The sequence below is a fragment of the Devosia algicola genome (assembly GCF_028816455.1).
In the GTDB taxonomy this organism is placed as follows: domain Bacteria; phylum Pseudomonadota; class Alphaproteobacteria; order Rhizobiales; family Devosiaceae; genus Devosia; species Devosia algicola.
On sequence record NZ_CP118246.1, the window covers coordinates 2,036,692 to 2,062,806 of the forward strand.

At 55.4% G+C, this 26,115-nt stretch carries 26 protein-coding genes and 10 pseudogenes; 20 read left to right on the forward strand and 16 right to left on the reverse strand.

All coding sequences use genetic code 11. The annotated features are described in order from the left end of the window. Window positions 1–292: 292 nt before the first annotated feature. Window positions 293–688 (reverse strand): annotated as a pseudogene (locus tag PSQ19_RS10745) (DDE-type integrase/transposase/recombinase); the annotation flags it as partial. A gap of 466 nt (window positions 689–1,154) precedes the next feature. Between PSQ19_RS10745 and PSQ19_RS10750 the strand changes: the two are divergent. From PSQ19_RS10750 to PSQ19_RS10790, 10 genes and pseudogenes are all read left to right on the forward strand, one after another. Beyond that, on the forward strand, window positions 1,155–2,726 hold the full coding sequence (locus PSQ19_RS10750) for an ABC transporter substrate-binding protein (protein WP_282217728.1): 1,572 nt from the start codon (window positions 1,155–1,157) through the stop codon (window positions 2,724–2,726). A gap of 90 nt (window positions 2,727–2,816) precedes the next feature. Further along, a pseudogene (locus tag PSQ19_RS19830) lies at window positions 2,817–3,437 on the forward strand (ABC transporter permease); the annotation flags it as partial. Window positions 3,438–3,456: 19 nt separating this feature from the next. Continuing rightward, on the forward strand, window positions 3,457–3,798 hold the full coding sequence (locus tag PSQ19_RS10755; RefSeq protein WP_282220679.1) for an ABC transporter permease: 342 nt from the start codon (window positions 3,457–3,459) through the stop codon (window positions 3,796–3,798). Continuing rightward, window positions 3,795–3,899, forward strand: a pseudogene (locus tag PSQ19_RS10760) (hypothetical protein); the annotation flags it as partial. The gene PSQ19_RS10755 and the pseudogene PSQ19_RS10760, both read left to right, overlap by 4 nt. A 346-nt stretch (window positions 3,900–4,245) precedes the next feature. Then, a complete protein-coding gene (locus tag PSQ19_RS10765; protein WP_282220680.1) occupies window positions 4,246–4,566 on the forward strand; it encodes an ABC transporter permease subunit in 321 nt (106 codons plus the stop codon). A gap of 123 nt (window positions 4,567–4,689) precedes the next feature. Further along, a complete protein-coding gene (locus PSQ19_RS10770) occupies window positions 4,690–4,920 on the forward strand; it encodes an ATP-binding cassette domain-containing protein (protein ID WP_282217729.1) in 231 nt (76 codons plus the stop codon). Window positions 4,921–4,927: 7 nt separating this feature from the next. Next, on the forward strand, window positions 4,928–5,665 hold the full coding sequence (locus PSQ19_RS10775; protein WP_282220681.1) for an ABC transporter ATP-binding protein: 738 nt from the start codon (window positions 4,928–4,930) through the stop codon (window positions 5,663–5,665). A 16-nt stretch (window positions 5,666–5,681) separates the two neighbouring features. Continuing rightward, a pseudogene (locus PSQ19_RS10780) lies at window positions 5,682–6,238 on the forward strand (ATP-binding cassette domain-containing protein); the annotation flags it as partial. A 21-nt stretch (window positions 6,239–6,259) separates the two neighbouring features. After that, entirely contained in the window at window positions 6,260–6,718 is a 459-nt protein-coding gene (locus PSQ19_RS10785) for an oligopeptide/dipeptide ABC transporter ATP-binding protein (protein WP_282220682.1), read from the forward strand. Window positions 6,719–6,757: 39 nt separating this feature from the next. Beyond that, window positions 6,758–7,765 carry a succinylglutamate desuccinylase/aspartoacylase family protein gene (locus PSQ19_RS10790; RefSeq protein WP_282217730.1) on the forward strand — a complete coding sequence of 336 codons (1,008 nt, stop codon included), beginning with the start codon at window positions 6,758–6,760 and terminating at the stop codon, window positions 7,763–7,765. A 71-nt stretch (window positions 7,766–7,836) separates the two neighbouring features. Here the strand turns inward: PSQ19_RS10790 and PSQ19_RS10795 are convergent, their stop codons facing one another. The 4 genes and pseudogenes from PSQ19_RS10795 to PSQ19_RS19835 all read right to left on the reverse strand — a co-directional run bounded on the left by PSQ19_RS10795 (window position 7,837) and on the right by PSQ19_RS19835 (window position 11,367). Beyond that, a complete protein-coding gene (locus PSQ19_RS10795) occupies window positions 7,837–8,616 on the reverse strand; it encodes an SDR family NAD(P)-dependent oxidoreductase (protein WP_282217731.1) in 780 nt (259 codons plus the stop codon). 115 nt (window positions 8,617–8,731) lie between these two features. Continuing rightward, window positions 8,732–9,757, reverse strand: a complete 1,026-nt coding sequence (locus PSQ19_RS10800; protein ID WP_282217732.1) for a Gfo/Idh/MocA family protein — start codon at window positions 9,755–9,757, stop codon at window positions 8,732–8,734. A 70-nt stretch (window positions 9,758–9,827) separates the two neighbouring features. Then, window positions 9,828–10,671 (reverse strand): annotated as a pseudogene (locus PSQ19_RS10805) (phosphogluconate dehydrogenase C-terminal domain-containing protein). A 213-nt stretch (window positions 10,672–10,884) separates the two neighbouring features. Next, window positions 10,885–11,367 (reverse strand): sugar phosphate isomerase/epimerase family protein, encoded by a 483-nt coding sequence (locus tag PSQ19_RS19835; RefSeq protein WP_407648980.1) that lies wholly within the window; start codon window positions 11,365–11,367, stop codon window positions 10,885–10,887. A gap of 711 nt (window positions 11,368–12,078) precedes the next feature. On the opposite strand from PSQ19_RS19835, the gene PSQ19_RS10815 reads away from it, so the two are divergent. The 3 genes from PSQ19_RS10815 to PSQ19_RS10825 are packed head-to-tail and all read left to right on the forward strand — an operon-like array spanning window position 12,079 to window position 13,909. Beyond that, window positions 12,079–12,582 (forward strand): GntR family transcriptional regulator, encoded by a 504-nt coding sequence (locus PSQ19_RS10815; RefSeq protein WP_282217734.1) that lies wholly within the window; start codon window positions 12,079–12,081, stop codon window positions 12,580–12,582. Window positions 12,583–12,614: 32 nt separating this feature from the next. Next, complete coding sequence (locus PSQ19_RS10820; RefSeq protein WP_282217735.1) at window positions 12,615–12,830, forward strand: FCD domain-containing protein; 216 nt, start codon at window positions 12,615–12,617, stop codon at window positions 12,828–12,830. Between the two features lie 59 nt (window positions 12,831–12,889). Beyond that, entirely contained in the window at window positions 12,890–13,909 is a 1,020-nt protein-coding gene (locus PSQ19_RS10825; protein ID WP_282217736.1) for a zinc-dependent alcohol dehydrogenase, read from the forward strand. Between the two features lie 123 nt (window positions 13,910–14,032). On the opposite strand, the pseudogene PSQ19_RS10830 reads toward PSQ19_RS10825, so the two are convergent. The 3 genes and pseudogenes from PSQ19_RS10830 to PSQ19_RS19840 all read right to left on the reverse strand — a co-directional run bounded on the left by PSQ19_RS10830 (window position 14,033) and on the right by PSQ19_RS19840 (window position 15,540). Beyond that, a pseudogene (locus PSQ19_RS10830) lies at window positions 14,033–14,922 on the reverse strand (IS481 family transposase). A gap of 122 nt (window positions 14,923–15,044) precedes the next feature. After that, entirely contained in the window at window positions 15,045–15,311 is a 267-nt protein-coding gene (locus tag PSQ19_RS10835; protein ID WP_282217737.1) for a hypothetical protein, read from the reverse strand. A 73-nt stretch (window positions 15,312–15,384) separates the two neighbouring features. Beyond that, window positions 15,385–15,540, reverse strand: coding sequence for a tyrosine-type recombinase/integrase (locus tag PSQ19_RS19840; RefSeq protein ID WP_407648981.1), 156 nt, complete (start codon window positions 15,538–15,540; stop codon window positions 15,385–15,387). 157 nt (window positions 15,541–15,697) lie between these two features. Between PSQ19_RS19840 and PSQ19_RS10840 the strand changes: the two genes are divergently transcribed. The 4 genes and pseudogenes from PSQ19_RS10840 to PSQ19_RS10850 all read left to right on the forward strand — a co-directional run bounded on the left by PSQ19_RS10840 (window position 15,698) and on the right by PSQ19_RS10850 (window position 18,040). Then, the gene (locus tag PSQ19_RS10840; RefSeq protein ID WP_456077510.1) at window positions 15,698–16,603 is read left to right on the forward strand and encodes an acetaldehyde dehydrogenase (acetylating); all 906 of its coding nucleotides are present in this window, start codon (window positions 15,698–15,700) and stop codon (window positions 16,601–16,603) included. A 44-nt stretch (window positions 16,604–16,647) separates the two neighbouring features. Then, window positions 16,648–17,126, forward strand: a pseudogene (locus PSQ19_RS10845) (4-hydroxy-2-oxovalerate aldolase); the annotation flags it as partial. A gap of 62 nt (window positions 17,127–17,188) precedes the next feature. After that, window positions 17,189–17,302 (forward strand): annotated as a pseudogene (locus PSQ19_RS20130) (hypothetical protein); the annotation flags it as partial. Beyond that, window positions 17,299–18,040: pseudogene (locus tag PSQ19_RS10850) on the forward strand (SDR family oxidoreductase). The pseudogenes PSQ19_RS20130 and PSQ19_RS10850, both read left to right, overlap by 4 nt. Window positions 18,041–18,045: 5 nt before the next feature. Here the strand turns inward: PSQ19_RS10850 and PSQ19_RS10855 are convergent. Both PSQ19_RS10855 and PSQ19_RS10860 read right to left on the reverse strand, forming a co-directional pair. Next, entirely contained in the window at window positions 18,046–18,588 is a 543-nt protein-coding gene (locus tag PSQ19_RS10855) for a DeoR/GlpR family DNA-binding transcription regulator (protein WP_282217738.1), read from the reverse strand. Between the two features lie 10 nt (window positions 18,589–18,598). Continuing rightward, window positions 18,599–18,802, reverse strand: coding sequence for a DeoR family transcriptional regulator (locus PSQ19_RS10860; protein ID WP_282217739.1), 204 nt, complete (start codon window positions 18,800–18,802; stop codon window positions 18,599–18,601). Between the two features lie 166 nt (window positions 18,803–18,968). On the opposite strand from PSQ19_RS10860, the pseudogene PSQ19_RS10865 reads away from it, so the two are divergent. From PSQ19_RS10865 to PSQ19_RS10875, 3 genes and pseudogenes are all read left to right on the forward strand, one after another. Then, window positions 18,969–19,462 (forward strand): annotated as a pseudogene (locus PSQ19_RS10865) (family 4 glycosyl hydrolase); the annotation flags it as partial. Window positions 19,463–19,522: 60 nt separating this feature from the next. Next, entirely contained in the window at window positions 19,523–20,338 is an 816-nt protein-coding gene (locus PSQ19_RS10870; RefSeq protein ID WP_282220683.1) for a family 4 glycosyl hydrolase, read from the forward strand. A 10-nt stretch (window positions 20,339–20,348) separates the two neighbouring features. Next, window positions 20,349–20,954 carry a hypothetical protein gene (locus tag PSQ19_RS10875; protein WP_282217740.1) on the forward strand — a complete coding sequence of 202 codons (606 nt, stop codon included), beginning with the start codon at window positions 20,349–20,351 and terminating at the stop codon, window positions 20,952–20,954. Between the two features lie 10 nt (window positions 20,955–20,964). On the opposite strand, the gene PSQ19_RS10880 is transcribed toward PSQ19_RS10875, so the two are convergent. The 6 genes from PSQ19_RS10880 to PSQ19_RS10905 form a co-directional block, all read right to left on the reverse strand. Next, window positions 20,965–21,555, reverse strand: coding sequence for a polysaccharide deacetylase family protein (locus PSQ19_RS10880; RefSeq protein ID WP_282217741.1), 591 nt, complete (start codon window positions 21,553–21,555; stop codon window positions 20,965–20,967). 44 nt (window positions 21,556–21,599) lie between these two features. Beyond that, window positions 21,600–21,896, reverse strand: coding sequence for a polysaccharide deacetylase family protein (locus PSQ19_RS10885; protein WP_282217742.1), 297 nt, complete (start codon window positions 21,894–21,896; stop codon window positions 21,600–21,602). A 393-nt stretch (window positions 21,897–22,289) separates the two neighbouring features. Further along, window positions 22,290–22,586, reverse strand: coding sequence for a hypothetical protein (locus PSQ19_RS10890; protein WP_282217743.1), 297 nt, complete (start codon window positions 22,584–22,586; stop codon window positions 22,290–22,292). Between the two features lie 3 nt (window positions 22,587–22,589). Then, window positions 22,590–23,486 (reverse strand): carbohydrate ABC transporter permease, encoded by an 897-nt coding sequence (locus tag PSQ19_RS10895; RefSeq protein WP_282217744.1) that lies wholly within the window; start codon window positions 23,484–23,486, stop codon window positions 22,590–22,592. A gap of 1 nt (window position 23,487) precedes the next feature. Further along, complete coding sequence (locus tag PSQ19_RS10900; RefSeq protein WP_282217745.1) at window positions 23,488–24,462, reverse strand: carbohydrate ABC transporter permease; 975 nt, start codon at window positions 24,460–24,462, stop codon at window positions 23,488–23,490. A gap of 48 nt (window positions 24,463–24,510) precedes the next feature. Further along, window positions 24,511–25,782 (reverse strand): ABC transporter substrate-binding protein, encoded by a 1,272-nt coding sequence (locus tag PSQ19_RS10905; RefSeq protein ID WP_282217746.1) that lies wholly within the window; start codon window positions 25,780–25,782, stop codon window positions 24,511–24,513. Between the last annotated feature and the right edge of the window lie 333 nt (window positions 25,783–26,115).

Genomic DNA, 26,115 nt, shown 5'->3' on the forward strand with positions numbered 1-26,115 from the left:
CTTTTTCCAAAGATTTTAACTCTGCTATATATCGATAAAAATCTATTAATATCAAATACTTATATGCTAAAAACAAGTCCAGGCCTATTCGTTTTCGTTTGTCAAGTCCCAGACTGGTGCTGGTAATGAAATTCGGGCTTGATTCGACAATACTAAATTACTTTCATCGCAAGTCTTTCGTAGTTAACTGAATTTTTCTTCCAGACAAGCAGGCGCTAGGCTTTAGGGTTTTCAGTTAGCCAATGTGCTGCACCACCGGCATTGGACTTGCCCGGATTTAGTGGAGAGGCTTTCACTCTGTGATGGCCATCATGGCCTCGAATGATGCCGGCGATTTATATCCCAATGCGGAGTGTCGCCGATGGGGATTGTAGAAGCCATCGATGTATCGGCCAAGGGCCAATTCTGCGGCTGCACGGGTCTGGAATATCGTTCTCCAGACCATTTCGCTTTTGATCGTCTTGAACACCGTCTCGACCATGGCATTGTCAAAACAATTTCCCTTGCCGCTCATCGAGGCGGTCATGCCGTGGGCCTTCAGCAGCTTCTGGTAGTCATGCGAACAATATTGACCGCCGCGGTCCGAATGATGGATCAGCCCAGGCATTGGCTGGCGTAGCGCAATTGCTCGTCGCAGGGCGTTCAGCGCCAGGCCTTTCTTCAGCCGGTCGCTCGTTGCCCAGCCTAGGTCCACTATTATACATCGACTTCAAGTCAGGTGACTGAGACCCCTGTAAGCCCACTTCGGTCGGCAATAGAAATATTTTGGCCAACGCGGTTCGTCTCTCTTACGAAGTCGTTCAGGGCCTTGAGGCCCAGATAGCGACCTTCATCGAGCATTGCAATCACCGGCGCTAGCCCCGGGGGTCTTGTGAGGCGGCCGGCATGGGGTTGCGCATGGGTCGTCGCCACTGCCGCGCTGGTAGGCGTAACAAATTGCACAAATTGCCCACTGGCATGATGACATAATAACTACGACGTGCTACTAGACGTCATGGCGGCGTACAGTTGCTGAAAACGGCCCAGCCTAGCTGGCCCAAAACATCAGTTTCTTACGGTGATCATTAAAATGATCGCACACCAACCGAATCAAGTTCTTTGGGTCCGCATTCAAATAAAAAGTTCTGAAAAATGGATCGATTGAGGAGATCAAAATGAATTACAGATGGATTGGCATAGGCGCGATCGTGCTTTGTGTTGCAATGTCATCGAGTTCGGCGTTTGCCGAAGGCGAATTGATTATTGCTGAGGCGCAAAGCCCAAATACATTGGACCCACAGGCAAATAACAATATCCCGACTGCCAGTATCAGCTCGAATATATACGATACGCTGGTCGGCATGGATCGGGACATGAATGTTGTCCCGGCACTGGCCCTGAGCTGGGAAACGCCGGACGCAACCACGTGGGTATTCAAGTTGCGGCCTGACGTCAAATTCCACAATGGCGCGGATTTGACGGCTGAGGACGTAAAATTCTCGATTGATCGCGTGGCGAATTGGGAGCCAGAGGGTGGCTTTGGTGGCGTTGGCTATATCAGTTGCTGCATTGCCTCGACTTCGGTGGTTGACCCATTGACCATTGAAATCAAGACCAAGGAGCCATTTGGGGCGCTGCTTCGGTCGCTGCGCACCACTTTTATCATGAACAAGGAAAACACCGAAAAACTGATGGCCGATGGCGGCATCGAAGCGGTGAGCAATAGCCCGATGGGCACAGGTGCCTTCAAGTTTGTCGAATGGATCAAGGGTGATCATATCTCGCTCGTGCGCAATGATGACTGGTGGGGTCCCGATGTCGGCATCGAAAAGCTGACTTTCCGCGAAATATCCAGTGAGCCGACGCGGGTAGCGGCACTGCTCTCGGGCGAAGTCGATATTGCATCCAATATTTCGCCTCAAAATGAAGCCCGGCTTCAGAGCAGTGACGGCGTCTCGTCGATTGCGGTCGAAGGCATGAGAACTGTCGGCTACCGCTTTGACGCCATTCGAGCACAAACCCCGGGCATCCCCGGCATGGACAATCCACTGCTGGACAGGCGGGTTCGGCAGGCGATAATCGAGTCTGTCGATGAAGACGCGATCATAAAAGTTGTCATGAATGGCAAGGCTACGATCAATACGCAGATGGCGGGACGTCAGCATCTGGGCTTCAATCCGCGTATCGAACGGCTCCCCTATGACCCGGAGCATGCCAAAACGTTGCTGGCGGAAGCCGGTTATGCCGATGGATTTCCACTGACCATCGATAGCACCAATAATCGCTATGTGAATGACGAACAGATCTGCCTGGCGGTTACCCAGATGATCACCAAGATCGGTATCCAGGCAACGTGTCGTGGTCGGCCGGCTTCAGTCTTCGGGCCCGCCATCTACCAGCAAGGCGATGCGGGCGACGGTTCGATGTGGGTGTTCAGCCATGTAACACCCACCGCCGACATTTCAGGCAATCTTGAGTCGAATTTTCACAGCAACGACGGCACATTCGGTGCCTTCAATCCTGGCTATTCCAATGTTGCGGTCGACAGGCTGATTGAACTTTCCAATCAAACCACTGACCAGGATGACCGGCGTGCCTATCTGGAGGGTGCTGTTTCCTTGATCATGGAGGATGCGGTTTATCTTCCATTGCACTACCAGTTCGACATCTATGGCATGCGCGACAGCGTTCAGTGGGAACCCCGCGCTGACGGGTTCATGACAATGTCCGATGCCACACTAAACTAACCTCAGGACGCTCTAGCGTAATAGCGGTTCGCCCACGGGCGGGCCGCCTTCGACAATGCTTTGTCTGTATTGGGGTAATTTTGAATGCTCATGTACCTGATCCGTCGGTTTTTACAGATGATCATTGTGCTGCTCGCTGTGTCTCTCGTCATTTTCGCGATGAACTATTTTGGCTCCGTCGATCCGGTTTTTACGATGGTCGACATGAATGCGACTGCCCAGGAGATGGACGCGATGCGCCGTGCGATGGGCTTGGACCAGTCCATTGGTCTTCAGTACATTCACTTTTTACGTGAGGTGCTGAACGGCAATCTTGGCGTGAGCTGGCGCCAGTCAACGCCGGTCCTGCAGATGATTTTCGAGCGGATGCCAGCTACATTGGAACTGGTCATATTCTCGACAATTCTGTCGTTGGTCTTTGGCCTGTGTGGCGGTATTTATGCCTCGGTATATCCCAAGGCACCCGGCGCCCGTGGTTTGATGGGCCTGTCGATACTTGGAATATCGGTGCCGCAATTCTGGTTGGGGATCATGCTGATCCTGGTATTCTCCGTCATGTTGGGTTGGTTGCCTTCCTCGGGTCGTGGCGAAATTGTAACAATTTGGGGTTTGCGGTTTGGCTCTCTAACACTGGATGGGCTCAAACATCTGCTTTTGCCCGCCATATCCCTGTCAGTGGCCACCACCGCCACGTTGATGCGCCTCCTGCGCACAACCATGAGGGAAGAGCCTGGCCTCCGATTATGTACGTTTCGCGCGCGCCAAGGGCCTGCCATCAGGGCAGGTAATTATGGCGCATGCCTTTCGAAACAGCCTGATTCCGGTGGTAACTTTTACCGGTCTGAATTTTGTGAACACCGTTGCCTATGCCGTGGTTACAGAGCAAATATTTGCCTGGCCCGGTATGGGAAAACTATTGATCGACTCGATCTATGTGAGCGACCGACCGGTTCTTATGGGTTATTTGCTGATCGTTGCGGTGATGTTTTCACTCGTCAATCTCTTAACCGACGTAACCTACGCATTTCTCGACCCCCGGGTTCGTGTTCTGTCGACTGGATCAGCAAAATGACCGACGTACTTGCACTGTCCAGAAAATTTCGTGACAGCGATATCTGGTTCGACTTCAATCGCTCGGCAAGCGCTAAATTTGGCGCCATCGTCATTCTAATCATGCTGTTTGCCGCGATATTTGCACCATTGATCGCACCCCATAATCCTTATGATCTGATGAGCCTGCAGCTGCTGGACGCCTATAAACCCACCGCCTTTCAGCCGGGTGGCGACTGGAACTATCCGCTAGGGACCGATCAGCAGGGGCGCGATGTGTTGTCGGCAATCATTTACGGGCTTCGCGTGTCCGTACTGGTGGGGGTCGCCGGTGTTGTGATCTCGATGGTAGTTGGTGTCACGCTTGGGCTGATATCCGGCTATTACGGTGGCTGGGTTGATAGCGCGATCACGCAGATCGCGGAGATTGAGACTCAGTATTCCTGCCATTCTGATCGCAATATTCATCATGGCTATATGGTCGCCGGGGGTGATCAACATCATCATAGCCATCGTGATTGTGGAATGGGTGCTTTATGCCCGAACCGTGCGCGGCAGCGTGCTGGTCGAAAAGGAACGTGGCTACATCGAGGCTGCAGAGTCGATTGGCGTGTCCACGAGTACCATACTGTCCAGGCATTTGCTGCCCAATGTGTTACCGCCGATCATTGTCATCGCCAATATCAGGTTTGGTTCAGTTATTATTCTCGAGGCGAGCCTTGTCGTTTCTCGGGGTGGGGGTGCCGGCAGAACAACCGTCTCTGGGGCGACTGATCCTGAATGGATATGAAATTCTGTTTTCTGGTTATTGGTGGGTTTCGGTTTTTCCCGGGCTGTCGCTGGTGCTGCTTGTCCTTGCGGTCAATCTGTTTGGCGACTGGCTTCGCGATACCCTCAACCCGAGGGTTGAGACATGAGCGATAACGGTTCCATTCTGGATGTCCGAAATTTGACGCTTGAATTCCAACTCCGCCGTGGCAACCTGATTGGCGTCGACGATGTGAGTTTTTCGATGGGTGCGGGTGAAACGCTTGGGCTCGTCGGTGAATCGGGGGCGGGAAAATCTACGATTGCCTTTGCATTGACCAAGGCTCCTGGCTTCTGCGGGCAAAATCACCTCAGGCGAGGTTATCTTCAAAGGTGACGATCTACTGACGCTTACAGATGAGAAGCTCCGTCAAATTCGAGGCAACCGCATCTGCATGATTTTTCAGGATCCGATGTCGACGTTAAATCCGGTTTACCGGGTCGGTCGCCAGATTGCCGAGGGGATAAAGTACCACCGGAAGCTATCGACAGCAGAGGCAATGTCGCGCGCCATCGACGCGATGCGGCAGGTTGGTATTCCCACGCCGGAGGCACGGGCGCAGGCTTATCCACATGAATTGAGTGGCGGCATGCAGCAGCGGGCAAGCATCGCGGCCGCACTTGCCATGGAGCCCGATCTGCTTATCGCGGACGAACCTACGACCGCGCTGGACCCGACTATCCAGTCGCAAATTCTGGACTTGATGAGCCGTTTGAAAGATCAGCATGGCACCGCGCTCATTTTGGTAACCCACAATCTGGCGATTCTGGCCGAAATTGCTGATCGTATCGCGGTCATGTACGCGGGCAGCATTATCGAAATCGGCAACAAGAATGATGTGCTGGACCGCCCAAAACATCCTTATACCAAGGGATTGATGGATTCGATTCCGACGACCGAGCAGCGTACCGGGCGCCTCTATCAAATCCCGGGCGCCATGCCCAGCCTCGCCAATCTGCCAACCGGCTGCAAATTTATCGATCGATGTCAATTTGCCGATCCGGCGATTTGTTCGGTTAGACCCAAATTGACGACTTCGGCTAATGGGCAGGCGGTTGCCTGTCACAAGCCCCTTTGCTGAAGAAAGGTTGCGACAGATGAGCGTAGTCAATGATGTGGCGTTGGAAGTCGCTGGCTTGCGAAAGCACTTCCAACTGAGTTCGGGGATCGGCCAAAACCTCAAGTGGCACGGTCCGGTGCCGCGCTGGGAGCCGCAGTTCGTGCCCGCCGTTGATGGTGTGGACCTGACGATTCGGCGGGGAGAGACATTCGCTGTTGTCGGCGAGAGCGGCTGCGGCAAAAGTACCCTGGCGCGCCTATTGATGCGTCTTGTGACGCCCGATGCCGGGCAGATCATCTTTCAGGGCGATGACATATCGCGGATCTCGCGCCGGGCGATGTTGCCGTATCGGCAGCACATGCAGATGGTGTTCCAGAACCCGTATGGTTCAGTCAATCCGCGCCTGAAAGTTGCCGACATTATCGGCGAGCCTCTCAGGGTGCATCGATCGGCGGCCAATGAACAATCCAGAGGTTCGTTTGGACGCAAGATATCGATAAGCGAGCGTGTTGCTGAAGTTAGTCGGGAATGCGGTCTGGACCCGGCGCACGGCAACAGATATCCACATCAGTTTTCCGGGGGCAACGCCAACGCATCGTCATTGCCCGCGCCCTGGTGACCAAGTCGTCATTTCTGGTTTTGGACGAGCCGGTGTCGGCGCTGGACGTGTCGGTCCAGGCCCAGGTGCTCAATTTACTCATCGATCTTCAGCGCGAACGGGATTTGACCTATCTGTTCATTTCGCACGATCTGTCGGTGGTCAGGAACATCGCCTCGCGCGTCGGGGTGATGTATATGGGCCAATTTTGTGAAATCGCCGACGTATCGGAAATTTTCGCGCGTCCGCGGCATCATTACACCCATGCGCTATTCGAAGCGGTACCCAAAATGGCGCGGCGAAGTCGACCCAAAGTTGCGGTGTTGGGGGAAGCGCCCAATGCGGCTGCGATCCCTTCGGGATGTCGGTTTCATCCAAGATGCCCTGCGGCGCAGCACAAATGTACGATCGAAAAACCGGTGCTTCGCACGTTGTCGAAAAGCCATCAGGTAGCCTGCCACTATCCAATTGATTGACCAATACACAATCACAAAAGCAAATGTGAAAGGGACAAGATGTCCGCCACCACGACTCTTCATACCAAGATTGATTTCGACAAGGACGGCCACCAGGCCGGGTTTCTGAACTTGCCATTTTCACCGCACACCGACGCCTGGGGCGTGGTGCCGATACCAATGGCGGTGCTCAAAAACGGGACGGGGCCGACGGTGCTTCTCGTTGGCGGCATTCATGGCGATGAATATGAGGGGCCGATTGTCATGGGTGAGATCATCCGTGACTGGGACCCAAAAATGATCGAGGGTCGGTTGATCGTCTTGCCAGCACTCAATCTTCCTGCGGTTCTCGCCGGAAACCGCATGTCGCCGCTGGACGACAAGAACATGAACAGATGCTTCCCGGGTGATCCCTCGAGTAGCCCGACCTATCAGATCACGCACTATCTCGATTCAGTTATCATGCCAATGTGTGATGCCTTCCTGGACCTGCACTCGGGCGGCAGCTCGCTGGATGTTGCAACCTCGTGCATGGTGTACTGCCCGTCGGACCCGGATCTGAATGCCAAGACGATGGCGGCAAACATTGCCTTCAATGCGCCATTGACGGTTGTGAATCGTCATCCCTCGGACAATGGCGGTGGCTCGCTCAATTCGTCGCGCAAGCGTGGACTGATCTCTGTTGGCACGGAAATGGGACGGGCGGGCAGCGTGTCGATTGACGATGTCGCGGTGTGTCGCAACGGCGTCAGGAACGTGCTGGCACATCTGGGTGTCATTGATCAATCGGAGGCGGGTGACAAAACGTCGATCAAAACGCGTCTGGTTCATATTCCTGGTCAGGATGGGCATCACTACGCACCCGAGAACGGCGTTTTCGAGCCGTTCCATGCCCTCTATTCGGCGGTTGAGGCAGGGCAACCGGCAGGCCGCGTGCATTTTCTGGACGATCCGAGGAAGGAACCGGTTCTGGTCAGATACCAAGTATCGGGGATACTATTCTGTCGGCGAGCGCCGGGGCTGGTCGTACGTGGCAATAATATCGCCATTGTCGTGCAAGATGAGTAATGTCTCCTGGTCAACCGTCGTCGGCTGCCCGCAGCAACGCACCAGCGACAGTGTCGAAACTGCGTGCTCTGTCAGGGCATTATCAGGCCGCCATTGACCTCAATAGTCTGGCCGATGATATAGCCTGACAGGGTTGCCGAGGCGAGGAAAAGATAGGCGCCGACGCAATCTTCGGGCACACCGATACGGCCTTGTGGAATGGCTTTTTCCAAGGCGTCGAGCTGGGCTTTGGTTGAATAGCGCTCATGAAATGGCGTGTTGATGACGCCCGGCGATACAGCGTTGACCCGAATGCCGAACGGGATCAGTTCCTTGGCCATGCCGCGCGTAACATTGGTAATGAAGGCCTTGGATGAGCCATAAAGACCCGCGCCGCCGCTTGCCCCATTGCGCCCCCCAACTGAGGTTGTGTTGATGATGAACCCGCCCCGGGTTTTCAAGTGTGTGATCGCGGCCTTGCTGGCCGACAACACCGAACGCACATTGAGATCCAATATGGCGTCGTAGGTCACGTCGGTCCATTCCTCATAGGGTTGGCGGGTGACGATGCCGCCGGCATTGTTGATCAATCCGTCCAACCGACCAAAAGTTTTGGCGGTACTTTCGACAGCGCGTGCCAACTCGCCTGGCCTGGTAGCATCGGCTTGTATCAGGGACACGGTCCCGCCGGTGGCCTCAATTTCTGCGCCAATCGCCCGTGCGGCAGTTCCGCTACTATTATAGTGTAGACCTACTCGCGCGCCTTGCGCTGCAAATGCTTTGGCCAGAGCGGCACCGATCCCGGTGGAGGCGCCGGTGATAAGCACTGCGGTGCCCGATATATCGGGAATGGTTGGTCGGGTTGGTGACATCGGTGCTTCCTGGTTAAGGCTATCAAGTCTGACTTTGGACATAGTTGCTGGTGGATTTTGGGTTTGGTGGGGCGCGCCATTAACCAACAAATTTTCTTGGCCACGCCTCGTAGTATCAAAGACCTGGCCGCACAGTCGTCCCTGATTTGGCTCCTTCATAGGCCGCCTCTACCAGTGCAATTGTCTTGAGGTTATCGTGTCCGGAGGTCGCGGGGGCTGTTCCCAAGCGCAGACATTGGACCCAATGTTTTTGGATATTCAGCACGCTCTCCTGGATATTATGCCATGGTCGCTCTGCCCACGGCAGCAAGAAGGGTGAAACGTCGGCGCGCGACGTTCCTTCTGAATCCACGACGGTCAGTGAAAAGTCCCTGTCGAGACGCAGGCTTCCCTTCTCGCCTTCAATCTCCATAAGGGTTTGGGGGAATCGATCGAACTCGGGTCGGCTCGCGAACGAGCAATCGACCACAGATGTTGCGCCGGCGGCGTGGGACATCAGCATTGTTGCCACGTCCTCGCCTCTGATCGTATTATTGATCCGCTGTACGCTGGTGGCAATGGTAGTCACCTCGCCGAGCAGAAAGCGGGCGACATCGAGCAGGTGGATGCCGGTGTCTTCGATGATGAATCGATCACCCTCCGCCAGATATGGCTGACCGGCATAAACGTCATAGCCTGTCCGGAAGCTGAAGCGGGCCCAAAATGGGCGTCCAATGCGATCTGATGCCAACATATTTTTAACGGCCAAAATTGGTGTCTGCCAGCGGAAGTTTTCATGCACCATCAGCGGCACCCCCGCCGCATTGCATGTGGCCACCACGGCACGTGCATCGTGCAAGGATGTGGCAAATGGCTTTTGACAGATCACCGGCATTTTGTGATCTGCCGCCAACTCCACTAATGTTCGATGGCTTGATACCGTAGTGGCAATATCGACGAAATCGAGTTGTTCTCTCGCCAACATCTCTGCCGCATCTTGATATCTTGCTGCAATGGCAAACCGGTCGCCCATCTTGTTTAGGCGTTCAGGATTGCGATCACAGATGGCGACGATTTCGACGTCCTCGATGTCGTGCCAGGCATTGAGTTGATTGACGGCGAAAAATCCGACACCAATCATGGCGCCTCTTAGCTTGCTCAAGGCATATCCTCCCAGGTGGTGACTGAAGGCACGCAAGCGTCTTCTGTCACGTTCCACTGTCGACGTTCGGTCAGGTGTTGGCGATCAGTTGGGCTGCTTCCTTGACCTTGGCCGGATCAAGCGCATCGCGCCAATCCTCGTTGACGACTACCCGCTTGGCGAACGCCATCAGTCGTAATGCAGCGTCTGATGGCACCTTTGGCGAAAATCCGAACCACATGGCGATTTCGACGTTGAGATGGCCGATCAGAAATTCAAAGGCGGCCTGGCGGGGGATGCCATATTTGCTGGCGCAGATGTCCACAGCCTCAACCATTGTGTCGATGAACGGCATGGCGATCATTTCTGACAGACCGGGTTCGAGAATGGCGAGTTGCTCTAGACTGAGACGATAGCAATTTATTATCGGGGACCACATGGTCCGGCAAATTTCCTCGCCGAGCGCATAGTGCTCTTCGGGTCCCTGCATGAGGGCGCAAACGATTGACTGTTTGGCGATGCCACCATGATAGTCGCGGCGGGCGTCCCACGCCGTCTCATCACCGTATAGCGGCGGATGGCAGGGATGCCCCACAAAATAGGTCAGGTCGGGACGATCAGTCGGCAGATCGTCGGCCATGGGTGCGGCGGCATCAAGGATCAGCAGCATGGTGCCCGACTGTAATTTTGACGACAGGTCGGCGGCGACGGTGCCAATGAGGTTGTCGGGTAGGGCGAGCAGAACGACGCGGGCTCCCTTCACAGCAATGTCGGTATCATGGGTGTTGATCCCGACGTCTGCCAGTCGCTGGCGGCCTGACTCGGAAACCTCCACCGCGCGGACGTCATAGCCGGCATCCACCAGTTTCCTGGTGATCCGGAACCCCATCTTGCCGCCAGGCTCCAAACAGGGCAACGGACACTGACTGGTTCATTTTTTACTCCTGGAATATATCCGCGTTTGACGCATCGTCAGGCAGGGTCACCGACCGCGGTACAGTGGCCTGTGCCGGCGGACTCCGTCTGATGCGAAGGTCATTCTCTAGCATGTTATGATTAGTATGTCATCATGCCAGTTGAGATTTTGACACGATGGTGCTGAAAACGGCGCCATCGCCATCCTGGTTGCGGTGAGCGCAGCCGGGAGGTTACCTTGTAGTGGCTCGAGTGCCGCCATTGACTGTCCGTAACGAGCGCGAGAGCGCCTGGCGTATTTCATGTATTGGCACGCGCTCGGATCGTCTCGACGGGTCGCCGCGCCCAGGGCGACTGAGTCGCAGTGGAAGTTCGATCCCTATGGGCACTTCTGGTGCCAACGTGTCGAGCACGTCGAATGCGGCGCCATATCGTAAGTCACCATCACCTATCGCGGTGAATCGCCAATCATGGTCGTCCGCGGTGACGTCCTTCACATGCAGATGGGCGCAGTATGGCAAGGCGATCCGAAGGTCCGAGAGAACATTAATGGCTTCATTGCTGTAGGTGAATGCGTTGCCGATATCGTAGTTGGCCCTCACAAATCGCGAGCCGATTTTTTCGAGTAATACGGCAAATGCAGGCTCCGTCCGGCAGCAGGCTGTCGGTGCCGTGTCCAGGGTTTTCAAGCGCCAGGACAATTCCAGCCTGTTCAAGGACCGGGAGCACTGCCTCGATGTTGGCGACGCACTGGGTCGGGTGGTGGCAGTCAGAACTGTTGGTGATCAGGATCGATGATCCGACGGCGACACAGAAGTCTATTCGTCGGCGTAAAGCAACTGCCGCGCCATCGGCACCGAGATCTGTATGGGCGGAAACCGCAAGTGCCTCAACCTCGGATGCTGCCAGTCGGCTGGCAAGCCGCGTGCCCTCCTGCTCACAAAATATCGATTCATCAAACGCGACATAGCCGCTGATGAACGCCGGTTCGATCCATTTTGCCCCTGTTGTGGCAATCTCGGCGATAGCGACATCCATGCTGTAGCCATCATAGGCCGCCGTTGAAACCGAGACTTGTCGCGTCATGACAAATCACCAGATCGGTCCCAGTGCGTGTCGCCACACACTGCACAAAAACTGTTGGTCCCGGTTTCAATGGCGCAACCACCAAGGCCCAATGCGCAAAACGCACTATTGTTGCGTTGTTGCCAGTCATCACTAGTGCCCATCCAGCCGCTCGCCTCCCACCGTGACAGCATAAACCCATAAATGTCGGTGTTTGCAGCAATCCGTCCGATCCGACATGTTTAGCGGTAGCACGAGATAGTGTCATCATACCAGTTGGAATTTTATTCAGGTGGCGCTATTATGCATCTGGTTGTCAGGTGCTAGGTCGTTACACTGCAGAACTGGAAAGGTGCCATGAATTGACAATCACCCATAGTCGGCTTGGCGTTGAGCCGCTCAAGAAGAAAAAACTCTATCAGGAAATCCTCGACCGGCTGATCGCGGCGATTTCCTCACAGGAATATCCAGCCGGTTCGCAACTGCCTTCGGAGCGGGAGCTCATGGAGCGGTTCGGGGTCGGTCGTCCGGCAATTCGGGAAGCCATGCTGACATTGCAGCAGATGGGCCTGGTGATTATTTCGCATGGTGAGCGGGCGCGCGTCGTTGAGCCAACCGCCGATCAGATTATCGATCAGGTCTCTAATGCGATGGTCATGATGCTGGCAACAAACCAGCGTGGCATGGAGGATTTGAAGGAGGCCAGAATTTTCATGGAAACTGGCCTTGTTGCGCTCGCGGCCAAGCGTGCAACTGCCAGCGACATTGAAGAGCCTTGGCGCAATATTGAAGACCTTTCAGGGGATGACCAGGCAGTCTCCGAAATTTGTTGCTACCGACATCGCCTTCCACGTGAAGATCGCTGAAATGAGCGGCAACCAGGCTCATTGTCGCGACGTTGCGCGGCATTCTGGAATGGCTGTCGCGCTTCAAGCACGACCTGGTTGCCGTGCCCGGGGCGGAGCGCGTGACCACTGAAGAGCACGAACGCATATTCCAGGCGATCTCATCGGGCGATGCAGATGGGGCGGCGACTGCGATGACCGGCCATCTGCGCCGGGCCAATAGCTTTTTCCAATCGGAAGCGGGCGCGGATTTATCACCTGAATCCTGACCGACGCGCCAGCACGACCATTTTTTCAGTACCATCAACAGACGGAGGAGTCGCAAGACATGTTGGCTTTGAAAAAGACCCAGTCCGGAGCAGGCTATTTGGACCTTGTCGAAGGCAGTTTCCCGGTCCTCGAGGGTGACGAGGTATTGGTAAAAGTATGGTCGGCAGGTATATGTGGCAGCGATGTACTGATAGAAAAGGACCGGCATTTTTATAAGGCGCCCGTTACCCTGGGTCATGAATTTTCCGGTGTTATCGAGGCGGTGGGACCCGATGTGCGCACTGTCAAGGTCGGGGACCGCATTGCCGCCGACATCGAGACGCGCTCGGGCTGGTTGGGCGTTACCCGCAACGGTGCCTTTGCCTCGCATATGAGCGTGCCCGAAGCCCAGATATTTGTGTATCCCGAAACGGTATCGCTCGACGATATCTGCTTTACCGAACCCATGGTTGCGACCGTGCACGCCATGGAGGAGCGGCACACAGTGATGTCGGGTGACTTTGTCGTGGTCGTTGGCCCCGGACCGATGGGGCTGCTTGGCGTTCAGATGGCCCGGTTCAAAGGCGCGGGGACTATCGTAGTCATCGGACGGAAAGGCATTGACGAGCGCCGTCTTGCCATAGCCAAACAGGTCGGCGCCAATCACGTTCTTTATTCGGAAGACAATCCGGAGGCGGCGATATTTAAGCTTTCCGAGGGGCGCGGCGCCGATTTTGTTCTCGAATGTTCGGCCACCGCGACAGGCTTTCAGCACGGAATAGATTGTGCTCGCCGGAGTCCAGAAGGCCGCGGCGGCGCCGGCAAGATTTCGGTCATTAGCCTGTGGGGCGAACCTATCACCGTTCAACCTGATGCCATTTCGCTCTATCAGCTGGACCTTCGCGGTTCCTGGAGTTGGAACGGTCCAGAGACTTGGCGCCGAGCGGTCGAATTGGTCCAAAGCGGGTCGTTCGACTTTTCCTCGGTCTTGACCGGCCGCTATGCGCTCGCGGACTGGCGCACGGCCTTCGATAGCTTCCAATCATGCCAGGACTGCAAGGTATTTCTCTATCCAAACGGCGCGGACTGGCAGAGCTGAGTTGGTATGATGGTGGGACTATGCCTGCGTCAAAGCCGCATCAATCAGCGCCTTGGCGTGTAGCGTGGTGGTATCGTAGGTGGTGTAGGGTGCGGTTACTCGCGAGACGTTTAATATCGGTGATTATAGTTTTTCCCTGAGCGCCTCGTAAGGGGTCTTTCCGTTGTGTGCTCCGTGTTGCCTGTGGAAGTTGTAAAAGCGCTCCCATTCGTCCAGTTTAGCTTCGAGATCGACGTCGCCTTTGTAGCTGAGAAGTTGATAGAATTCTTGCTCGTCCGAGCGGTGCGATCGTTCCACCTTACCGTTGAGCTGGGGCGTGCCGCGTTTGATGTAGGCGTGCCTGATACCCAGGTCCTCGACGTGCCAGTGGAATTTCGCTTGGAACACATGGCCGTTGTCAGTTCTGATCTGACAGATGCGGAACGGGAACCTTTCGATGATATGGTCCACGAGGTCGATCGCGTTGGCTTGAGTGTGTTTCTCGTAGATCTTTAACGCCCGGACCCGCGTCGCGTCATCGATTGCAGTATATTGGAAACATCGCACCTTCTCACCCTTTTTGCCAATGAAAGTCAGGAACTTAACATCCATCTGGATGTGGTGGCCTGGGACCTGTTTCTGATACCGCTTTGTGTGCACCTTGCGCATGCGGGTGCCGCGTGGCAGGCGGTTCATCCCATGACGACGTAGCATGCGTGAGACGGTCGCGTCAGACATCTTTATTTCGTGATAGCGCGCTAAATACCACACGATCCGCATTGGTCCGAGATGGTATTTACGTCGAAGATAAAGGACCTTTTCCTCACGCTCAGGCGGCGTCCGATTGGCGTGCCATTTGGGAATGGCGCATTGATCAGACCCGCTTCACCGTGTTCGGTATAGGCTTTGCGCCACCGGTAGAAACTGGCGCGGCCGATCCCAAAATATCGACACGCCTTAGCCACATGGCCGATCTTTTCAGCATAGCGAAGTATCCGTAACTTGCGTTGAATCTCTCGATGGTCTTTTGTCATGAATATCTCCATCTTCCCAAATCTGGAAGGTTAAAGAAAATGTCTCGCGAGTAACAGCATATCTACAGGGTAAGTATGTTTGAGCGCGATCTGAGGCCGCTGTGATTTGGACCACGCTTGTCTTAATCAGATTTTTGGCAGCTGCCTCTAACCCACCACGTGCTCCCCCAGGCGTCCATCATCGTGCGGCGCTGTTCGATGAGGTCGGTACGATGGTAGGCAGCTTCAGCGGTGTTCTTGATGGTGTGGGCAAGGGCCCGTTCGGCAACTTCCCGAGAATAGCCGTTCTCTGATGCCCAGTCGCGAAAACTGGAGCGGAACCCATGGGCGGTGGCAAGACGACCAGGTGTGTCGCTGATCACTTTGTTGTCACGGAGTACTTTGGTCAACGTCATATCGCTGAGGGGTGTGCCGTTGCGCGATGAAAAAACTAAGCCTTCGGCAGCGCTTTCACCCTTGATCTCATTCAGTATGGCGAGAGCCTGCAGTTGATAGCGGGACGCGGTGGCTAACCTTAGCTTTCATACGCGTGGCTGGAATGGTCCAAATTGCCTGCTCCAGGTCAATTTCCGCCCAGCTCATGCCGCGTATTTCGCCAGAACGCACCGCCGGAATCATTGCGGCTTTACCGCTCAGCTTGCCTGTACCGCGAACACCGACTTAACAGCACCGCGGCATCAAATAATCGATCATATTCTATCATATTTTTGAGCGTTTTTGTTTGATTCTTTGACCGGACTTCGTCATATTTGGTAGAAATTCACGAGGGTTTCTTATGAAAGCGAAGGCGGCGATTATCGGCTCGGGGCATATCGGGACGGATCTGCTTGTTAAAATATTGCCCACATCAAATTTGCTTGAGGCGTCCGTAATGGTCGGCATTGACCCCATGTCCCAAGGACTGGCTTTTGCGGGTCGTCACGGGGTCACTGTCGTCGACAACGGCGTGCAGGATCTTTTGAAGCGCCCGTTAATGAACGATATTGCCGTCATCTTCGATGCAACCAGCGCTGGCGCGCATCGGGCCAATTTGGACGCGCTCAAACACGTCCGCGCACGGATCATCGACCTGACCCCTGCCGCTGTTGGTCCGTTCGTCGTGCCGCCGGTTAATTTGGCAGGCTCATGCGGGCGAACGGGTCGTGAATATGGTGACATGTGGCGGGCAGGCAACCATTCCGATCGTGGCGGCAGTATCTCAGGTCGCGCCGGTCCACTATGCCGAAATTGTGGCCTCGATTGCGTCCAAATCGGCGGGGCCAGGGACGCGGGCAAATATCGACGAATTCACCCAGACCACCGCACGTGCCATCGAAAGCGTTGGGGGGCGAGCCGTGGCAAGGCCATTATCGTCCTGAACCCTGCAGAGCCGCCGTTGATGATGCGCGATACCGTAGTGTGTCTGTGTGCAGGTGCGGACCACGCTGCCATCCGCGCATCGGTAAACAATATGATTGAACTGGTGCAGGGCTATGTGCCTGGGTATCGCTTGAAACAGAATGTACAGATCGAAAATGTTGCAGCCGGACAGTGGCCCGGCGCACCTGCGGGGACAAGAGTAACGGTGTTTCTTGAGATTGAAGGGGCTGGGCATCATCTGCCAGTCTATGCCGGAAATTTGGACATTATGACGTCGGCGGCGATGCGCGCGGCGGAGTATATGGTGGGGCAAAACAATTGACTGACCGCAAATTGAATATTCAGGACGTAACCCTGCGTGACGGCATGCACGCTGTCCGTCACCAATATGATCTGGGCCATGTCCGCGAGATCGTTCAGGCACTTGACGCTGCGGGTGTGGACGCCATCGAAGTAGCGCACGGTGACGGTCTGTCCGGCGATAGTTTCACCTACGGTTTCGCCGTGCACAGTGACGCCGAATGGATCGCCGAAGCTGCGAAACATTGCAAGACGGCGGTGCTGACCACGCTGCTTTTGCCCGGTATCGGCACCATTGACGACCTGAGTCGCGCCGCTGACTTGGGTGTGCGCTCGGTCAGAATTGCTGCCCACTGTACCGAGGCCGATGTTACTGCCCAGCATGCGCAGCTGTTGCTATGGGGCTGGATGTGTCCGGCTTCTTAATGATGAACCATATGTCACCGCCCGACCATGTCGCACAGCAGGCCAAGCTGATGGAAAGCTATGGCGCACGGTGCATTTATATAACTGACAGCGCAGGCGCCCTGCGGATGAAGGGCGTCATGCGGGGGTCTATTCCAGCTTTCTACGGCATGCCGAGCAGGCGGCCGCCGCACATGGGGTATCGCCCCGCGCCGTCGTGGCCGAGGCAGGACGCCGCAAACTGGTCGGGGGACAGGAAGACATGTTAATCGACATTGCCCTTGATCTGGCCAATGATGTGGTGTCGGCACGGTGAGCGGGGTCGTACTTGTCACCGGCGGATCGCGCGGAATTGGTGCCGCTTGTGCCGTGCTCGCAGCTAGCAGGGGTTGGGCTGTCGGCGTCAATTATCAATCGTCCGCGAGTGCTGCAGAGGCAATTGTCGGGCAGATCGAAAACGCAGGCGGGCGCGCCGTGGCATTACCGGGCAATGTCACAATTGAGGCCGATGTCATTGCAATGTTTGATGCCTGCACCACAATATTTGGGCCGGTGACAGGTGTAATCAACAATGCCGGTATTTTGGACGTCGCCAGCAACTTTGACGCAATTACGCTTGAACGCTGGAACGCGATTTTGGCGGTCAACGCCACCGGCAGTTTTTTGGTTGCCCGCGAGGCGATGCGCCGGATGCTGGCGGCGGAACTAGGGGGGTCAATCGTCAATATGTCGTCAATGGCGGCACCCTTGGGCGCGGCAAACGAATTCGTAGATTACGCCGCCTCCAAAGGGGCAGTAGAATCCATGACCCTTGGTTTGTCCGAAGAAGTGGCCGGTCGGGGCATCCGAGTAAATGCGGTCCGTCCTGGTCTGATCGTAACCGACATGCAAGCGAGACTCGGGGGATGTCGACCGCGCCAATCGTCTGGTCAGTACTGTTCCAATGGGCCGTGTTGGCCAAGCGCGTGAAGTGGCCGAAGCCGCGATTTTCCTGCTGTCGGAAGCTGCCAGCTATATCACCGGCGCAATCCTGCCCGTTAGCGGCGGACGTTAGGGATTTTAGACCTGCACGACGTCCACACCTGCAACAATCAGGCTGGAGATGATGCTTTCATTTGCAGCCTTATCGGTGATCAAGCGCGTGGTGCGGTTGATTGGGGCGATCAACGCGGGCAACACCTGCCCGAACTTGGAATGGTCCGCAACAATCCAGACCTCGCGGGCCTGTTCCAGCATAACGCGGTTCACATAGGCTTCGGACGAATCAAATGTCGTCAGACCTCCCAACAGGTCGATCCCGTCAACGCCGATTACGGCGACATCGAGATTGACGTCGCGCAAGGTCCTTTCCGCGATATGGCCAACCATTTCTGCTGTGCGGCGGCGCAGGGTACCGCCGGTCAGGGTAACGCTGATGGTCTTGGTGTCCCGCAGGTCAAGGGCCACATTGACGGCGGTTGTGATAAGTTTAAGCTTCATTCTGCGGATCGCGGGAAGAATTTGCATCACAGTGGTGCCGCCGCCCAGACCGATGCTGCTGCCCTCCGTAATCATGGTGCCGACTTTTGCCCCAATCCGGCGTTTCTCGGATAGATGCGACATAATCTTGGCGTCAAAATGTAGGCTCCTCGCGCCGCTTGGGTAGGGAGGCACCACCGTGGGTCCGTTTTAGAGCGCCACTGCTATCAAGCTCGGCAATGTCGCGCCGGATGGTGGCGAGGGATGCATCAAGCAGTCGGGCAAGATCCTGAGCGCTAATGGTACCCAGACGGGCCAGTTCTGCCAGGATACGTTCGTGTCGCTCAGCGCGGATCATGGGTAACTCCGTAGTGGTGTTTCAAAGCAAGTGCCGCATGCGTCATCTAAATGCAATTATTTTGGCTATTCCAGCCACAAAACACTCAAAATCAATCATACTAATATAGACTTTTGCTCGTTACGGCGTATCGTGGCCGATAAATGGTATTGGTATGGAGGACTAGATGGCGCCCTATAAACTCGTTCTGATCGGCGCAGGCAGCACGGTATTTACCCAGCGATTGGTCGCCGATATTATTCTGGCGGGTGAGGCGCATCGTTGGGAATTGGCGTTGGTCGATATCGACCCCGTTACGCTCGATGCGGTGAACAGGCTGGTTGGCAAGATGCTGACAGCCAAGAACGTGAATATTCAGGTCACAGCCACCACCGACCGGCGCGAGGTGCTAAAAGGCGCGCACTTTGTCGTCACCACGATTGCTGTAGGCGGGCGCCGGGGCTGGCAGCGAGACATTGAAATTCCGCGTAAATATGGCATTTACCAACCCGTCGGTGACACAGCTATGCCGGGGGGATTTCGCGCGCGATGCGGATGATTCCCCAGATGATCGCAATTGCAAAAGACGTCGCCGACCTTTGCCCCGATGCCCATTTCTTCAATTACTCAAATCCGATGACGGCCATTTGCCGCGCGATCCGACGGGAAACTGGCGTGCCGGTTGTCGGATTATGCCACGGCGTGCATCACGTCGAAGGTGTCATCGCGCGGTTCCTTGGAGTGCCTGAGGAAACATTCACCTCTTTCGGGATCGGGCTGAACCACCTGACGTTCCTGACCCGTCTGCGGACCGGTGGGCAGGATGCCGTGCCACTGTTGCACGCAAAACTGGATGAACAGTCGGGTGTGGTGCAGTCAGAACTGGATCACAAAACAATATGGGACAACACCGTGGTGAACCGTGCACCGCGCTGGTCGGACGATCCGTTCAGTTGGGGACTGTTTCGCGAAAAGTCGGTGTTTCCCTGCGCCATGGACCGACACGCGGTCGAATTCTATCCTGAACGCTTCCCCGGCGGAGCGTATCACGGGCACTTACTGGGGCGCGAGGCCTTCCCTATCGATGCCCGCATCGGGCTGGGCGATACATGGTATGACGAGATGCTGGCGATTGCCAATTCGCCTGATCCGCTGCCCAGGGAATATTATGAAAACGTGCCGGGCGAGAGCGAACAATTGCTCGAAATCATGCACTCATTGCTATACGATCAGCGCGGCGTGTTCAGCGTGAATCTGCCAAATACCGGGCAGGCGCCCTATCTACCGATGCACGCAATCCTTGAATGTAATGCCAGTGCGGTTGCAGGTGGCTTTGCCGCACTGCAGGCTGATGCGTTGGACGCCGAACTGGTATCCAAGCTGAGCGCGAAAATTGATGCGATCGAGATGACCGTTGATGCCGCAATCAAAGGCTCGCGTGACCTGATGGTGCAAGCCATGTTGGCCGACGGTACGGTGACGGACTCCGACGTCGCGGCGAAACTGGCGGATGATCTTATTGCAGATCACCGTCGGCATTTACCGCAGTTTTCCTGAGAGACCGCAGATGCAAATAATTGGTTCCGATCCGACCCGCATGATCGATTTGCCCGGCTCTGGGCCCTGCCCGCGCCCCGTGGATATTGACGAACGGGTGACGGGGTTTTCCACACTGAAATCGCTGCGCATCTATACCTTCGCCAAAGGCCAGATGATTGACGGCGAAAGCGAGGGCGATGAGGTATATGTTGTCGCCATTGGCGGGGCTGTCGATATGGTCGTCAGCGGAACACATCCGTTGCATGTGACCCTAAGTCCGGGTGACGTGCAGGCTCTGTATATGACGCCGGAACATGCGTATAAGTTAAAGCCGCAATCGCATGTGCAAGTGGCCTATGCCCGTGCCCAAGCCAGTGGACATGTTGCGAGCCATGCGGTGACGGGAACGCGGGGAGACGCGGCCGAGACATTGCGCTTTGCGCTTGTTAATTTGTTGGCGGGCGATGTGTTGGACCAGCATTTGTCCGGTGAACGTTTGATCCATCTGATTGCAGGGACCGTCGATGTGGATGGAACCACCGTGAACGCCCCCCAGACGATTGCGTTGCCAATGGGAGAGATTGCACCAGTGCGTGCTCGCGCTGCCACGCAATTATTGGTGGTTTGGGTGTGACAGGTTGCAGCTAACGCAATTTCTGCACCGCAAAATTTGAAAATAAGAATTCGTAGCCAGCGCGATCGACCGCAGCATCGGCAAATCTATTGTGACCGTAGCGCCCACCATGTAACCAGGCGAATGAGCGCACGGGATGGCCCAGTTCACGGGTGAAGTCCTCTTGTGCGCCCACGATCTCGCTGTGCATCACTGCCGCGTCATCAAGCCCGACGCGGGTGTGACTGCGGGTGTGACTGGCGACCACATGTGGGCCGTCAAGTGCGCGCAATTCATCCCACGACAGCGCCGACCGACCGTCTGAATATTCGTCCGGCACCGTGGCGATCGTGTGTGAAGCTGCGAATTTACTCTGCTCGTTGAAAGGGCAGTCAGTGTATCCCGGCACCGCCATGAACCATCCGACCAGCCCGTGTTTTTCCAGTAACGGGCGGGCGACATCGAAATTGTTGCGGTAGCCGTTGTAGAACACGGGTAGAACACCCTCGCGGTCCATTGGCCAGCGGTTTGTTCTCAGATAGGTCTGCAGGTGGTCTTCGCGCACGGGGGCGTAGCGCGCGGCCAGAGCGGCGAATTCGCGGTCATACTGATCGGCGCGCATAGTAGGGGTCAGATGGTAGTTTACCACCCGCAGGGTTGGTCCATTCATTGCAGTTTCTGAAGCCTGAAATTCGAGAAAAGATAACGATATCCTGCCTGCATCACCAATTCATCAGCGCGCGGGTTCAGCCCATATTCGGCACCGTAAAGGTAGCAGAAAGTGTCTACGCTGGCACCCAATCCGTCCTCGATCTCTTGTTTTGAGACGACGATTTCATCGTACAAAATATCCTCGGGCGTATCGGGATGCAGGGCCGTATGATTGCGCGAATGGCAGGAGAAGAAATGGCCCCGTGCCTTGGCGTCGCGCAGGCTCGCCCCATGACATGGCGATACGCTCACCTTCGTATTCATCTGGACCGTAATGCAGGCTGTGTCGGGCTGCAAAAATCCGTTGGCGATCCGCTTCAACATTCGGAAAATGTGAGGGGACAAAGAACCACGCGGCAAAGCCGTATTCCTCAAGGATGGGCAAGATCACGTCGTAGTTGTCGCGAAACCCTTCGAATAGAATGGGCACCAGCACTGGCTTGTTGCCAGTCGGATTCATCAACCCATCAATCCCCGCATCGCCAAGCGAGGCGTAGCGCGCTCCCAGCGCTTCAATTTGGGCGCGGTATTGGGCGGCACGGGTGCTCGGTGTCGCGTGATAATTAACCAGATGGATCGCGCGGCCCGTTGCAAAACCGTTAGCCAGTTCAGACGCCGTTTCAGCGGGGGAGCGGGGGAGGATGATCACCTCGCCACCGCAGAGAAGGGCTGGTCGAGGAAGTGTCGGTCCGCCAGTACTTCAAGAACATGGGCAATATCCTGGCTGGACAATGCGCCGTTTCGTGCCGCCAGGGCGGCACAGACGGCGGTGAAAGTATCATGCAGCGTCTGGCCCTGTGCATTTGGTTGGTGGTGCGCAGTCTGGTTGGTCAAATCTTCAGGAACCAGATACATTGGCACGCCGACTTCGGCATAGGTGCGGCGCGACAGGCGCACAATATCGGCTTCGAACTCGTCAAGAAATGCATCGTCGATCTGCATGGTCTATCCTTTGACAGCACCGGCAGTGAGCCCGCGCACATAATAGCGTTGTAAGAGCAAGAAGGTGACGATGACCGGTAGGATCGATATGCCCAGGGCGGCCTGTTGCAGCGACCGCGTCGACTGATCGATAAACGCGCCGCGCAGTAGATAGATGCCCACGGGGATCGTTTGCAAGTCGGGGGCGGTGCGAGTAACGGTCATGGTCCAGATGACCTCATTCCATTGATAGACAAAAACAAAGATGCCCAGCGTCGCAAGGCCCGGCAGAACTAGGGGAAGGGCGATGACAAAAAATATGCGGAATTCACCGGCACCGTCTAGCCGCGCCGCATCAAGCAATTCGTCTGGCAGGCCGATAAAGAACTGGCGCATCAGAAAAATGCCATACCATGTGACGGCAAACGGCAGGATGATCGCGGTATAGGTGTTCAGGAAGCCCGATCCACCCTGCCCAAAAATATCGTTGCCGCCGAATAACGGGAAATAGCGCAAGATAAAAAAGATTGGGATCAGGAACAAAAAGAACGGGAACATCTGCGCACCCAGAACCGAGCGGAACAGGATATCGCGGCCTTTGAATTGAAACTTGGCCAAGGCATAGCCCGCCATTGCTGAGGTTAACAATTGTAGTGCCGTGACCATTGCGGTCACAAACAGACTGTTGCCCAGCCAGCGGAGCATCGGCAATTCGGTGAATACCCGCAGATAATTGCCCCATTGCGGATCTCGCGGGAAATAGACAGGCGGTTGGGCAATCCGTTCAGCGGGTGTGCGCAGTGCCCCAAGGAACATGTCCGCAAAAGGTGCAATCATAATAAAAGCGCCGACTATCAGCAGCACATATTTCAAAACGGTGCCGGCTTTGCTGAGAAATTTGCGGTCTTGAACGATGGCCATGTCAATGCGCCTCCACGCCGCCGCGCCGGAACACGCGCAACTGTATCAGGGTGATCACTAAAATGACCGCGAACAGGACATAGGCCACCGCCGAAGCACGCCCCATGCGCAGATCGCTGAACGCCATTTGGTACATATAGAGGCCGGTAACGGTGGTGGAACGCAGCGGTCCGCCATTGCCATCGGTGAGCACCAGCATCAAGGTAAAATAACTCAGCCCCGAAATGAAATTGGTGATCAGCACGAATAGTGTTGTCGGCATCAACAGGGGGATGGTAATCTCGGTGAACAACTGACGTTCATTGGCACCATCCAGTCGCGCCGCCTCATAACAGCTTTCGTCTATATTGGCGAGACCCGCAGAAAACAGCAGCATATTATGGCCCAGCTGCATCCAGACAAATATCAGCACTACGGAGGTCAGCGCCAGAGTTGGACTGGTTAGCCATCCCGGCGCACCGAGGCCCAAAACACCTAGCGCGCGATTTAACAGGCCGTAACGGTCATCAAGCACGAATTTCCAGATATAGGCGACCGCGACGACGTTGGTAATCATCGGTAACCAGTAGATTGACCGCCACAATGTCTGACCTCGTGACCGTGTGAAGGCATGAGCCAACACCATCGCCAGCGGCACGCCTATGCCGATCGAGCCGGCGGCGAAATACATGGTATTCCAAAGTGTTTTCCAGAATACGGGGTCCATTGTCAGGACATATTTGTAGTGGTCAAGCCCCACCCACCGGGGGGGCGACAGGCTATCCCACCGGGTTAGTGAGATATAGAACGCATAAATCAGCGGCAGAATAAAAAAGATCGCCCCAAAGGCCAACATGGGCGACAAAAACAGCCAAGGCGCGATTTTTTGTGAACCCAGCAACGCGCCGAGCGTTTTGCGCGGCGGTTCTGGGTAAATCAGTTCGTGCGGGGTGGCGGGCAATTGGCGACCCGTTGCATCTGGGGAAGTGTCGCTCATGGTAGTTTCCCTTTCTGCGTAAGGCCGCTCAATTGTCCACTGTCTTGATTACTGCTGTTCGGATAGAACCGATGTCACTTCAGCATCAGCGGCAGCCATCGCATCTTCGGCTGTCATGTTACCTGCCCAGACCTGTTCAATATAGCTGCGCAATGTACGGTCGTTTTCGGCTGCCTGCCAAATATTTGGCTGGGACTTTGCGGCGCCACTTTCGGTGGCGGCGATAAACGGGGCAGTGAAGCTGTCACCGGTGTCCATCGCGCTGAGGTCCGCAAGGTTGCCGGTCAGTGCACCAAGATCTGACAACATTTGTCCGGTGCAGGACAGCGATGCGCCGCCCTGCGCCTCGTTCAGCCAGCGCAGCAATTTCCAACTTTCGTCCTTGACTTGGGAGGTACTATCGACGGCCCACAGGAACGAATAGAGCATTGTACCGGCTGGTCCGCCATTGTTGGGGATCGGGGCCACCCCGACTGTGGAGTCGAAGGCATCGCCGAAGTTTTGCTGAAGCTCAGCCTTGTTCCAGTTGGCAGCGATCATCATCGCGGCGGTGCCTGCGGCAAAATCATCCGTGATGTTGGTGTTTGATGTGATGCCTTCGGAAAACAATTCGCCCTGTCGTTTCACGATCTGGATGGATTCAGGGCTCGTAAAATTCGTGCTGCGTAGATCATCTGAATAAGGCGCGGTACCGTCAGCGTACATCTGGCTATAATAAACATGGACGGCGTTGGCGACCGACGGACCGTACACGTAGCCGGCGCGATCAATGACACCTTGATCGTTGGTGGTGGTGATTGCGGCAGCGATTTTTTTAGGCTCGTCCCATGTGGCTGGCGGTGCATCAAAACCCGCCTCAGCCAGCATTTTTTTGTTGTACAGGAGCTGATAGACCGACAACTCGGTGGGAATACCCCATAGCGTGCCATTGATTGTTGCCGCCCCAACCGTGCCCTCTCCATATGATGATTTGATCCAGTCCTGCAGGTCCGCCGGCGGCTCCGCCAGCGTACCTGCGGCGGCCAATTGCGGCACCCAGATTGAATAGATATTATAAATATCGGGTGAGGTTCCTCCCACACGACTGGTCAGGATGGTTTGCAGGAAGTCACCATATGACGCCTGCTGGAACTCGATTTTGATGTCAGGATGTTCAGATTCGTAGACATCAAAACATTTAAGCAGCGGTGCCATCTGGGCATCGTTGTAATGCGTGGCGATTTTGATGGTCTTGACGTCCTGCGCGCTGGCCATGCCGGTCAATGCAGTCGTGCATGCAAGCACGGCGGCAAAGCTGCTTTTACTCAATATTCTTGTCATGATTTGTGTCTCCCTTTGGTGTGCTTGTTCGCTGAATTCAAGTGGCTCCGCCGCGGAGCGTATCATGAAAGAATCAAATTCCAACAGATTCTTGCGCGATTTTGCTCACTTTCACTACGGTAGTACGACGAGCAGTAGTTCCTGTGACTTTCATGGGGTGTCACCGGTGAGACGGGAAGCCGGCGTTTCATCGCAGCCTTACCGCTCTCACAATGGCAGCTTGTTGGATATGAGCATGATGACGATCCCACAAGGCTCAACTAGCTTTGTCGCAGGTAAGAACATAAATCAAGCAATATCGTGCAGATTGTTGTTTACTTTTGATCGTTATAG

Coding starts and splice junctions, on each gene's coding strand:
- PSQ19_RS10750 (WP_282217728.1), top strand. CDS start 1,155: ATGAATTACAGATGGATTGGCATAGGCGCGATCGTGCTTTGTGTTGCA.
- PSQ19_RS10765 (WP_282220680.1), top strand. CDS start 4,246: ATGGCTATATGGTCGCCGGGGGTGATCAACATCATCATAGCCATCGTG.
- PSQ19_RS10770 (WP_282217729.1), top strand. CDS start 4,690: ATGAGCGATAACGGTTCCATTCTGGATGTCCGAAATTTGACGCTTGAA.
- PSQ19_RS10790 (WP_282217730.1), top strand. CDS start 6,758: ATGTCCGCCACCACGACTCTTCATACCAAGATTGATTTCGACAAGGAC.
- PSQ19_RS10795 (WP_282217731.1), bottom strand. CDS start 8,616: ATGTCACCAACCCGACCAACCATTCCCGATATATCGGGCACCGCAGTG.
- PSQ19_RS10825 (WP_282217736.1), top strand. CDS start 12,890: ATGTTGGCTTTGAAAAAGACCCAGTCCGGAGCAGGCTATTTGGACCTT.
- PSQ19_RS19840 (WP_407648981.1), bottom strand. CDS start 15,540: ATGATTCCGGCGGTGCGTTCTGGCGAAATACGCGGCATGAGCTGGGCG.
- PSQ19_RS10840 (WP_456077510.1), top strand. CDS start 15,698: ATGAAAGCGAAGGCGGCGATTATCGGCTCGGGGCATATCGGGACGGAT.
- PSQ19_RS10855 (WP_282217738.1), bottom strand. CDS start 18,588: ATGTCGCATCTATCCGAGAAACGCCGGATTGGGGCAAAAGTCGGCACC.
- PSQ19_RS10860 (WP_282217739.1), bottom strand. CDS start 18,802: ATGATCCGCGCTGAGCGACACGAACGTATCCTGGCAGAACTGGCCCGT.
- PSQ19_RS10875 (WP_282217740.1), top strand. CDS start 20,349: ATGCAAATAATTGGTTCCGATCCGACCCGCATGATCGATTTGCCCGGC.
- PSQ19_RS10880 (WP_282217741.1), bottom strand. CDS start 21,555: ATGCGCGCCGATCAGTATGACCGCGAATTCGCCGCTCTGGCCGCGCGC.
- PSQ19_RS10890 (WP_282217743.1), bottom strand. CDS start 22,586: ATGCAGATCGACGATGCATTTCTTGACGAGTTCGAAGCCGATATTGTG.
- PSQ19_RS10895 (WP_282217744.1), bottom strand. CDS start 23,486: ATGGCCATCGTTCAAGACCGCAAATTTCTCAGCAAAGCCGGCACCGTT.
- PSQ19_RS10900 (WP_282217745.1), bottom strand. CDS start 24,462: ATGAGCGACACTTCCCCAGATGCAACGGGTCGCCAATTGCCCGCCACC.
- PSQ19_RS10905 (WP_282217746.1), bottom strand. CDS start 25,782: ATGACAAGAATATTGAGTAAAAGCAGCTTTGCCGCCGTGCTTGCATGC.